Origin of the sequence: Oribacterium sp. KHPX15 (assembly GCF_900107835.1) — a bacterium.
Lineage (GTDB): Bacteria > Bacillota > Clostridia > Lachnospirales > Lachnospiraceae > Oribacterium.
On the sequence record NZ_FNRG01000052.1, the window covers coordinates 1 to 9,996 of the forward strand.

General features: G+C 37.4%; 12 protein-coding genes. 10 read left to right on the top strand and 2 right to left on the bottom strand.

Annotated elements, in window-relative coordinates:
• The first annotated feature begins 131 nt into the window (after positions 1-131).
• The 5 genes from istA (at position 132) to BLV86_RS16490 (ending at position 4,163) form a co-directional block, all read left to right on the top strand.
• Positions 132-1,697, top strand: coding sequence for an IS21 family transposase (gene istA, locus BLV86_RS16470; protein WP_175456444.1), 1,566 nt, complete (start codon positions 132-134; stop codon positions 1,695-1,697).
• On the top strand, positions 1,690-2,466 hold the full coding sequence (gene istB / locus BLV86_RS16475; RefSeq protein ID WP_090815449.1) for an IS21-like element helper ATPase IstB: 777 nt from the start codon (positions 1,690-1,692) through the stop codon (positions 2,464-2,466). The genes istA and istB overlap by 8 nt, the downstream gene beginning before the upstream one ends.
• Positions 2,453-2,644, top strand: a complete 192-nt coding sequence (locus BLV86_RS16480; RefSeq protein WP_090815448.1) for a hypothetical protein — start codon at positions 2,453-2,455, stop codon at positions 2,642-2,644. Before istB ends, BLV86_RS16480 begins: the two co-directional genes overlap by 14 nt.
• Before the next feature lie 26 nt (positions 2,645-2,670).
• Positions 2,671-3,339 carry a hypothetical protein gene (locus BLV86_RS16485; RefSeq protein ID WP_090819732.1) on the top strand — a complete coding sequence of 223 codons (669 nt, stop codon included), beginning with the start codon at positions 2,671-2,673 and terminating at the stop codon, positions 3,337-3,339.
• A 158-nt stretch (positions 3,340-3,497) separates the two neighbouring features.
• Complete coding sequence (locus BLV86_RS16490; protein WP_090819735.1) at positions 3,498-4,163, top strand: hypothetical protein; 666 nt, start codon at positions 3,498-3,500, stop codon at positions 4,161-4,163.
• A 149-nt stretch (positions 4,164-4,312) separates the two neighbouring features.
• Here BLV86_RS16490 and BLV86_RS16495 read toward each other — a convergent pair whose 3' ends face one another.
• Both BLV86_RS16495 and BLV86_RS16500 read right to left on the bottom strand, forming a co-directional pair.
• Complete coding sequence (locus tag BLV86_RS16495) at positions 4,313-5,329, bottom strand: hypothetical protein (RefSeq protein WP_090819738.1); 1,017 nt, start codon at positions 5,327-5,329, stop codon at positions 4,313-4,315.
• Positions 5,322-6,356, bottom strand: coding sequence for a hypothetical protein (locus BLV86_RS16500; RefSeq protein WP_090819740.1), 1,035 nt, complete (start codon positions 6,354-6,356; stop codon positions 5,322-5,324). The genes BLV86_RS16495 and BLV86_RS16500 overlap by 8 nt, the downstream gene beginning before the upstream one ends.
• A 339-nt stretch (positions 6,357-6,695) precedes the next feature.
• Between BLV86_RS16500 and BLV86_RS16505 the strand changes: the two genes are divergently transcribed.
• From BLV86_RS16505 to BLV86_RS16525, 5 genes are all read left to right on the top strand, one after another.
• Positions 6,696-6,992, top strand: coding sequence for a hypothetical protein (locus tag BLV86_RS16505; protein WP_090819743.1), 297 nt, complete (start codon positions 6,696-6,698; stop codon positions 6,990-6,992).
• Between the two features lie 80 nt (positions 6,993-7,072).
• A complete protein-coding gene (locus BLV86_RS16510; RefSeq protein WP_090819746.1) occupies positions 7,073-8,059 on the top strand; it encodes a helix-turn-helix transcriptional regulator in 987 nt (328 codons plus the stop codon).
• Between the two features lie 233 nt (positions 8,060-8,292).
• Complete coding sequence (locus BLV86_RS16515) at positions 8,293-8,562, top strand: hypothetical protein (protein ID WP_090819749.1); 270 nt, start codon at positions 8,293-8,295, stop codon at positions 8,560-8,562.
• A gap of 421 nt (positions 8,563-8,983) precedes the next feature.
• The gene (locus BLV86_RS16520) at positions 8,984-9,334 is read left to right on the top strand and encodes a helix-turn-helix domain-containing protein (RefSeq protein ID WP_090819752.1); all 351 of its coding nucleotides are present in this window, start codon (positions 8,984-8,986) and stop codon (positions 9,332-9,334) included.
• A 170-nt stretch (positions 9,335-9,504) separates the two neighbouring features.
• Positions 9,505-9,996 (top strand): hypothetical protein (locus BLV86_RS16525; protein ID WP_139297959.1); only part of this gene is annotated, 492 nt, incomplete at its 3' end.

A 9,996-nucleotide genomic window follows, 5' to 3' on the forward strand; every position in this document is an offset into this window, starting at 1 on the left:
AGGTGTAAATGGTATTATAAAACCATCATTTTTCGGCAGTGAAAAACCAGCAGTTTGAGAATGGAATTCCGGTAATCATATGAATTTCTCCTATGCATGTCTATAATTGCATGCTAGGAGGTGAAGAAAGGATGATTGATTGGATGAAATATGCCGAGATTCAAACACTCAAACGCAAAGGCTTCAGGAAATCAAAGGTTGCCAGGAAACTGAAGCTCAACAGAGAGACAGTCTCAAAGTATTGGGATATGTCCCCCGATGGATATGAAGAGACAAAGAAAAAACACAGGGTTAGAAAGCCGGACGTATACAAAGAACTTATTGTTGAATGGCTGACGGAGTTTCCGGATATGACGGCTGCCCAAATTTATGACTGGTGCAAGGAACGAAGTCCCTTAGAAACACTGGACTTTCAGAAACGTTCATTTCAGAACTACGTGAAAAGCATCCGGGAAGAATACGACATAAAGAAACCGGAAACTGAAAGACAATATGAAGCAGTTGATGAGCGAGATCCAGGCGCTCAAGGACAAGTGGATATGGGTGAGATATATGTGCCCACGAAATCCGGCAGACAGAAGAAGGTTTACTGCTTTGCCATGGTACTTGCACATTCCCGCTACAAATTTGTTATGTGGCAGGAAAGACCGTTTACCACAACAACTTTCATAATGGCTCACATCAAGGCTTTTGATTATTTTGGAGGCCGTCCGCATCAGATCGTATATGATCAGGATAAGGTGTTGGCTGTAAGTGAAAACCATGGCGATATCATATATACCGCCGGGTTCCAAAGTTATCTTCAGGAAGTAGGATTTGATATATTTCTATGTCATGGTGCTGATCCTGAATCCAAAGGTCCGGTAGAAAACGTGGTCAAATTCGCCAAGTACAACTTTGCGGATCACCGTATGTTCACAGATATAGAGAGCTTTAATGAGGCATGTTTAGCATGGCTCAGACGCACCGCTAATCATGACGTACATGGCACAACACACAAAAGACCGGATGAAGTATTCGCCCTCGAAAAGGAATACTTGGTTCCGGTCTCTGAGTATAGCTTTGCTATCGCTAATGAAAACAGTATAGACTATGCCGTCCGTAAAGACAATCTTGTTCTTTATAAAAGCAACAGGTATCGTGTTCCGGTGGGGACATACCACAAGGGTGTGCGCGTCTATATGAAAATCAACGAAGAAACCGACGAAGTATCAATAACTGATTCCATAACTGGTGAGATATATGCAACACACCCGCTTTGTCACGAAAAAGGAAAACTGATAGGTCACTCAGAACGTTCAGAAAGAGACAAGACAAAGTCCGTTGAAGAACAGGAGAAGTTGCTTAGGGAACTCTTTAATAACGATGAGCTGGTCGGACCTTTTCTTGAACATATACATCAAGAAAAACCTCGCTATTACAGGGATCAGCTTGGTGTCATAAAAAAGCTTTTTGAGGAATGGAACCGTGATGACATCTTAAAGGGCGTTGAATACTGCAGTGAGAAGGAATTGTATTCTGCAGGAGATCTGAAATCGAGCATCATATATCTTACACAGGCAACTATTGAAGAAAAGAACATCAAAAAACGTGACAGTACTTCTCTTCCTGAAAAATATCGTGTAGACAAACCGGATATCCGGTCTTTGAGTGCATACGAGAATGCGATGAATGAAAGGAGTGCTGTCAATGGATAAGTTAACAGAACTAAAAGAGCAAGCGATTTCGCTGTCGCTATACAATACAAAAGACAGCATAGAAACCCTGATACATAAGGCAGAACAGGAGGAACAAACTTATACTGATTTCATTGCAAACATTTTTACCGGAGAATTGAAATACCGCCATGACAAGGCTCAGGCGCGACGTGTAAAAGATGCCGGATTCCCATATCCAAAGTACCTGAAGGATTTCGATTTGAATTTCTGCAGGGCTATTTCCAAGAAACAGTTCAAGCAACTGTCAGAACTTACATGGATAGATGGATTATACAATCTGATCCTTTCCGGACCGCCAGGAGTGGGCAAGACACATCTGGCTATAGGGCTGGGATACCATGCCTGTGAAGAGGGCTATAAGGTAAGCTATTCAACAATGCAGTCCCTGGTTCAATGTCTTAGAACAGAGGAGATAGACCGCCGCAGTCGTGCCAAAATGAACCGTATACGGAAGTCTAATCTTCTAATCATTGATGAAGTAGGTTATCTGCCGATCAACCCTACCGAAGGTAATCTGTTCTTTCAATTGATATCTGAGCTTCAGGAACAGACAGCTATAGTAATCACCACTAATAAAGGGTTTGAGGAATGGGCCGAGTTTTTAAATGATCCCGCACTTGCTACTGCAATACTGGACAGACTTTCGTACCGCTGCGATAGGATTAAGATATCCGGAAAGAGTTATAGATTGGAAAACCGCAAATCATTCTTAAATGATGGAAAGGATACTAGTGATGAAACAGTATGAAATGATAAAAAAGGAAGATCTGGACAAGATCAGTAAAGAGGAGCTCCTCGATAAATACAATGACGTAGTTGAAAGCACGTGGCTTTATCTTGAAAAGATCCATGAACTCACAAAAGAAAACGAAGATCTTATGAATGATTATGATAAAGTCTCGGAACAACTCTATAGCTACGAGTAACACGGATTGATTTCCTAATAGGTGGGATGATACCAGCCATCCCACCTTTGCAGCCCTGTCATCAGATGAAAAAGCTGATTTTGGGATGGTTCCCACAAAAACTGCTGGTTTTTCACTGCCGAAAACTGCTGGAAATTAAATGCCGAAAATTGCTGGTTTTTACTTGCCGTTTACATGAGGCATTTACCCCAAAGAAAAGTAGCTATTTAAATAAATATTATGAGTCCAAATCGCATAATTTTACACGTGGTTTAACAGATCTATCAATTGAGACTCCTTATAATGCCGGAGATATAGTTCTTATCGATAGTCGTCCTTTTGGATATCCGTTTTGTGCAATGATACTGGAGGGTAGAGATCAGTTCGATTGCTGCTTACCCACTATTCTTTTCAAAAAACCGGGAACAAAAGAATGGAGAATTACCGCTTTGAAACATAAGATGTTTTATAAGGACATAAGTTCCAATACACATAGGCCGATGCTTTCACCTCTGTACAGAATTTGTAAAGCCGAAGATACAGATATCAATAATGAAGACTTTTGGGAAGACGAAAGTTTCCTTGAATCGTTGAGTAAGACTATAAACCGCAGCGAAGAGCGGGGATCAAAAGTGTGGAATATATGGCACGATACATATAAGGGCTATGATATTACAAAGGAAGAGGTCTTGGAGCTGTTTGAATCGATAAAGTAATAACCCTATATGGCAGTACACAGTTTCAGATCTGCATGGATATTATTATCTGTTTAATATAAAAATCAATTTAGGGATGTGCAAAAACATGCACATCTCTTTTTATATACTCGGATCATAGAAGATGGCCAATATAAAAACTGAAAGGATCTAATATCATGGAAAATATTAAATTTGAAAAATATGAAGCAAATGAAAATGGAACTGTGACTATGTATTTCAAGATAGGAGATCAATTGGCAAATTATATCCGTAAAATATCCCGACGCCAACATAAGTTACTTGATGTAGATCTTAGAAAAGATAATCTGTTTGAATATAAGATTATTTACGAGGACGGATTTGAAAATTTGTTGGAAAGATTGACAGAAACAATTGAAAAGATAAGTAATGAAGGAGATGAAGTCTATTTTTGTAATCATCTGATTTCAGACAACGGAAAGAAAAGATTTCCCGCTGACATACACGAACTTATGCATAAGGAGTATGGCCTTATTGATATCGATTCGATAGATGATGAGGATGATAGTTTACAATATGATATTGATTTGGAATGGTGGACCGCACATTTCTTTATAAGATTTAGGGACCTTTTATATGAAGAACCGGACACGTTTGTCACAGAAAATGACGTTGATTATCAAGAAGATACCGAAAAGATAGTTCAATTATCTTGTTCAGAAATGTCCAGAATTCTAGAAATGATCAAATCGATAGATAAGATAATTGTTGTTGATGATGTGAGAAAATATGATTCTGAGGATATAAGGAAAATGAATGAGGAGATAGAAAAAAAAGAGTCAATTGGTGAAAGTGACAAGTGATAATTACTCACATATTTCGGAAGTCGTAAAATAGAAAGTAATCATGATATGTGTCTTGAGTAATGAGAGTATTTAGAATATGTCTAAACTAAACAATATGCCGATAAGAGTTGAAAATCTTATCGGCTTTGTTTTGTATAAAATTGGTTTTAAGGCATATCGGGATCTTCGACAATCCCTGCGCGCTGCAGCCCCTCATCTGTATACCAGCCGTGCGGAATAATGTCATTTTTGGCTTCCTCAAGAATAATCAGGTGATAAGCACGGGTAAAAAGATCTAAGGATATTTGCTCTTTGATGAGGTTACTTAATGCCTTAAAGATTCTTCTTTTACCTGTAAGCTGATCGTTAGGGAAATACTCATAGTCCATATAATTCCAAGTCACTTCATGATATAGAGTTCCTGAGTCTTTGTCTTGAAAATATCCCCAGACAACCATGTCAGAACTATCAGTATGTTTGCGACCATCCTTTTCAAACTGTAGTGGCGTGATGCCCTCCATAACCACTGGACCCGGGCAATCAGATCTATTTGGATGGAAAGGATCATATAAAATGTCACCTTTCTTATATGGAACTGGGAAATGAAACCAAAGATTATCAAAGAAATCGGAGAGAAGCCAATCAAATATACCGTAGTCAGAAGGGATGTAAACATCCATTAACTCACCTTCATAAGAATAATATGCGGTTATATTATATAAACCATCAATTTCAGAGCGTCTGATGCAGGAATCCCCCACCTGATCCTTATATTCATTATTTAATTCACGTTTTAAATACTTGTAACATATGTCATATGAAGACATAGGACTCGCATCATCATAGTTGGTGCTCATATATGTACTGTTTACCATATATTGATAAAATGTCTTCGGAGATTCTTCAAAGAATAACTCAAGCATTTTCTCTTTCATGGTGATGTAGTCTTTCAAAACATTATGGATACTATCTACAGGACTATCAAATTGAGGAGAGTTTACAGATTCGTCAGGCATAGTATTAATTATGTCTCGCCATGCAGCTATCTTTTCTTTTAAGGTTGCGCTATGACATTGATTTACAAGCCACGCAGCTTCCGTCGTGGTGAATTTATAGTCAATATTTAAGAGATGCTGGCGAATATCTTTTGAATTAATATATTTACATATTTCTTTGTTATTCATTTATTGACTCCTTGTACTTTAATATTGCCAGCTTCTTCATGGTGTTTTCATCCATATAGCAGTCAATATCTTTATATAACTTTTTGGACTGATATTCGGTGAAAAAGAGCTGAGTTAGTTTAACAAGGGTATCGCCATTGATTGTGCCCTTTTTAAAAAGACTGTAAGCGCTAAGTATACGAAGTTCATCATTTAAATCTCCGGAATAGTACTCAAGATTAAGATAAGGAAACGATAGCCAATTGTATTTTATTGATAGATTATCATTTACGGTATAGCCGGAAGCACACATATCAAAGCCTGTTAGATGAATGGTTTTATTATTCCTTGGAGGTTTTTCTTTGCGGCACCATGGAACAATAGAAGTAATGACGAAAGGGATTTTTCTATATTTGTCACATACTATGTCTCCTTGTTTAAATGGTATAGGTATGTCAAACCACATATCTGTAAATGTCTCATTACAAAGGAAGTCTAAGTCATATTCACGAAAATCTTCACATATATTTCCGGTAAGATCAATATCTATCATTTCTCCGGTGGCATTAAAAACGGCATCTATTACAGAGCTACGGATGCTAGAATTGTCAATATAGCGTTTATAAATATGGAATCCCTGGTTATTGTCAGACACCACATTCTTCATGGCATTTGAATAAGCGTCTGTATAATTACTATAGTAGTTATAACCACCAACCTCATGTCCATTCTCAAACCATTCACATTCATAGAAGCATCCGGTTTCATCTAAGAAAAACCTATTGATAAACTGTTTTTCTAAAGATATATATTTATTGATTATCTGATGTAGATCCCATCCATTCGGATGCATAGATGTTTTTATAAGGGTTGTTTCTGTTGAATCAATTAATCTTTTGAATTCCTCGTGCTTTTGTAGTATATTCATTTCCCCGCATTGCCATATAAGATATGCGTATTCGGCTACGGAAAATTGATATCCTATTTCAAAAAGGTATTTTCTTATGTCGCCTGAATTAATGAACTTAAAAATATATCCATTTTTCATTTTCAATAACTCCTTTTGTAGATTATCCTTTAATACAATTATAAAAATCAGGATATGCATAATCGTGTACATGCATTTCATCATTTATTATCAAAGTATCAATTAATCTGAAAAAAAGTCCTGAAAACATTAGAAATACAATGAATACTCAGGCGATTCAAACTCTACTCACAATATTTTTTGAAAAAATTTTTAGATTTTTTCCAAAAAATACTAATACGCAAAGAACCCCTCCCATAATTCTTTTGTGCCGAGAAGTGGCAACAGAAAAAATAAAGGAGGAAGCTTGGTAGGAGATTATCAGATGTATATAACACGAATCCTTAACAAGCAAAAAAAATGAAGACAAAAATTTTTAATGTGAGAAAGATTGAACTGAAAACACCGATAAAGATTATGACTCACCGGGAATATGATGAGCTCGTCAACAGCATTATAGAAATGGGTTATTTAAATGAAAATTGGTACCCGGATGAAAAAGATGTATTAAAGCTAGCTGAAGACCCGGTAGACAATCTGGAATTTGCCTTATGGATATTAAACTGTAGTTCGGAGCAAAAACTCACAGAAGAGCAAAAGATGATTGAAAAATCAATAAAAAAGTTTGTTGATGACACGATAGTATTTGTCGATTAAGAAGCGCCTTATGTACAAAATTTTTCCAATTCCAAGACTTACAATTTCCGTATCAAGATATAATGGAGGTATTTTAACTTATGGACAAACCAAGTACAAAAGGACGTATTTTAGCCATCCTCGTATATCTGAAATTTTATTCAGATGAGGATCACCCCGTCACCACTGCAGATATCATCTCGTATCTGGAGTCAAATGGTTACAGCGTGACCAGTAAAACACTGAAAGATGACATCGAAGTCCTCCAGAAATATAACTTTGACATCATCATGGATAATCATGGGGATAATGTTTACTTTCTGGCGGACAGACAGTTCCAGATTACGGATATTAAATTACTTACTGATGCAGTAGCAGCTTCCAGGGTATTGTCTGCCCAGCAAAGCGTTGAACTTATCAACAAGATCCTAAATGATTCAAGCAAGTATCAGAGAGAAGCATTGGCACCGAAAATCAGTGTTTTCGACAGAAGAAAACCGGATGACAATAAGATCTACTACAATCTGTTTACTGTCATGGTGGCCATATACAACAAAAAACAGATTTCTTATACCATGATAGATTATGCGGTTGATAAGACAATGATCCGAAAAAATGATGGGGAAATCTATGTACTCAGTCCCTATGAGTGTGTATGGAATGATGATGCTTACTATTTGATCGGTTATTCAGAGAAACATGGAAAGATCATCACTCCCAGGCTTGACAGGATGCATGATGTAGAACAACTCGAAGCGGATGCATATCCGAGACCGGAGGATAAGGACCTGCTGATATATACCAACAGTACAATCTACATGTACGACGGAGAGTTAAAAGACGTGGATCTTATCTGTGATAACGACCTGATGATACAACTTATAGATAGGTTCGGGAAAGATTTTAAGGTGGAAGTATTAGCGGAAACATATTTCAAAGCGACAGTTAATGTTTCTGTCAGCCGCACATTCATGGCATGGGTATTCCAGTTCGCAGGTAAAATGAGCATTTCCGGGCCTGAAGATGTAAGAAGAAGATATCAGGACATGATCAGAAAAGTAGGGGTGAGTATGGGTTTATCGCTGTGATAACACTCAAAATCCTCATAATGCAAAACTCTATATTTTTATTAAATTTCTCCATAAGTCAAGTATTTTTAAGAATACAATCAATCATCGGAAATATTTTTCCGATGATTAAATTTTTTTAACTTTTCTCTTGAAAAAGAACAGACATTCTAGTACTGTGTCTGATGTTTACCAAATGTTGCAACGTTTACTAAACAAACAGTAATAACATAGAGTATAGGGAGGAATTATGAATGGAGCAAATCATAAAAAAAAGAGACAGATTTGTTGCTTGCTGTAATTACTGCGGTGATTATCTGCAGGAAACTCATGGAGAAGGTAAATGCAATGTAATATGTCATTTCTGTGGAAGAAATATGTCAGTAACTGTAAAAAAGGGCAGAGTCATTGTCTATGAAGAAGCCTTTGATAACAACCTGGAGTATATGCGACAGAAAAGATACATAAACATTATAACCAGACTTAAAAATATAAATTTATTCTTTAAGACTGAGACATCATAGGCTGCTATTACTTACAGCCAAACAATAATTACAACAACAGAATAGTTTGAGATCCCCACGGATGACTGTTATACCGGTCGCCTAAGGCCTGTCCTGTGAAAGCCGTAGCTCAATGGGAGTGCGGTGCAGACCATGAAGCGTTAAAGGAATTACGGATAAACAGAGCGTGTCGGATCAAGAGTTTGTCTAGAGCTGGACTATACGGTAGATGGCATTAAACATGCTACTTATAACTACTTGAAAATGTAAAGAGGAGCCTGCAAAACGGAAGCTGATTAGCAGATCAGTGTTTAAAACACTGTGGTCTGCTATTGATTAGCGTATGTTTTGCAGGCTTTTTTTGTTCGGTTCCTGCAAGGTGTATTTTTGCGCACTTTTTTATGGATCACTTCCGTTTTGGAAGGCGCCGGAAAGGTGCAAAATGAGAAAGAATAAAGGAAATTACAAGAATACACTTGGGGGAAGAATCAAAAAATCAAGAGATGAACATGGATGGTCTCAGGAAGAGCTTGGATTTAAGATCGGAGTTAACAACAAGTCGGTTATTTCTTCTTATGAAAATGATAAAAGAGTACCAAGTATTCCTGTGCTGCAAGCACTTAGAAGGGTACTGGACACGTCCATGGATTATCTGATAAATGGAACTGAGACCTCTGAGTTGAATGCAGATCCTTTAATCTCAGAAGCCGTACAGGAACTGAGAAAGTTGAAGACGGAGAAGAGCAGGAAGGCGGCGTTGGAGCATATAAGGATTGTGGTTATGATGGAGTGATGATCGAAAGAATTTTCTATGAAGTATACGATATTGCTAACTCAAGTTAACAGAAACGGTAACGTAATTTTAGCCAACATGTCCTATCATATTACATATCTGAGAGATAGAGACATAGAAGCGGCGCGCAACTTTAGTGTCACTACATCACTATACGAGGGAGGATATTGATGAAAGCCGAAGTGAGATATTCCTATGCCAGGCATTTACAGGAGTATTCAAATTCTGATACGGAAATCAAAGTAAAGTTTCTTCTTAGCAATTATAATCGGCTTCCCAAATTGATTGATAGCTATGAATCAACTTGGGAAATTATTGTTAAAGCAGAGAAACGATACAACGCCAGAGCAGAGTTAGGGGACATTGGCATAAGAGTACAAAGAACAAGAAACTCCAATCCTACTATGGCGGAAGCCCTTATAAACGCGGAACTGGATCTGGCGAAAACAGAAACGAATCTCAGAGTTCTTGTTAAAGGGACAGATAATCCTGCGCAGCGTATAAAGGAAAAGCTTATCATCCAGGATATGCGTGATGACTACTCCATCATTGTTAATGCTATTCACTCTCTGGATCAAAAGGATGAGGAAATATTCCTTCGATATTTGAACAATGAATATGATGTTAACGATATTGCTGATTGTAATCAGATAACCTACACA